This is a genomic window from Bradyrhizobium sp. NBAIM08 (assembly GCF_020193935.1).
In the GTDB taxonomy this organism is placed as follows: Bacteria; Pseudomonadota; Alphaproteobacteria; order Rhizobiales; family Xanthobacteraceae; genus Bradyrhizobium; species Bradyrhizobium yuanmingense.
This window is the reverse complement of record NZ_JADYVR010000456.1, coordinates 1-438: the sequence shown is the minus strand read 5'-3', so window position 1 is coordinate 438 and position 438 is coordinate 1. Positions and strand designations below refer to the sequence as shown.

At 62.6% G+C, this 438-nt stretch carries 1 protein-coding gene; it reads left to right on the top strand.

Annotated features, from left to right (window positions below; all coding sequences use genetic code 11):
- The coding region (locus I6F37_RS40410) for a hypothetical protein (protein ID WP_225154438.1) at positions 1 to 438 on the top strand (438 nt) is incomplete at both ends.

Below are 438 nucleotides of genomic sequence, written 5' to 3'. Positions count from 1 at the left end.
GCCAAGGCCACCGTCGACTATCAGTACATCGTCGTCCCTACCGGATTCACCGAGGACAAATGGGTGCAAATGGTGGAGGCTCGACCGTCGGCGCGCACCGTCGTCCACCACGCCGTCGTTTACATTCGGGAGCCCGGGAATCCCTGGCTTCGCGGCGAAGCCGAACCCGGCGTCCCCTATGTCCCGCCCAAAAGGACACCCGGCGGCAAGCCTCGCGAAGACGTCGGTGGCGTCGGTAGCGACATCCTGACAATCTACACGCCCGGCAATCTCCCGGACGTCTTCCGGCAGGGGCAGGCGAAGCTCATCAAGGCCGGCTCTGATCTCGTTTTCCAGATGCACTACACAGCGTCCGGGAGGGCTGCAGCCGACAAAACCACGGTCGGATTGGTGTTCGCAAAGGAAGCGCCCAAAGAGCGCATTATCACTGTTTCGCCC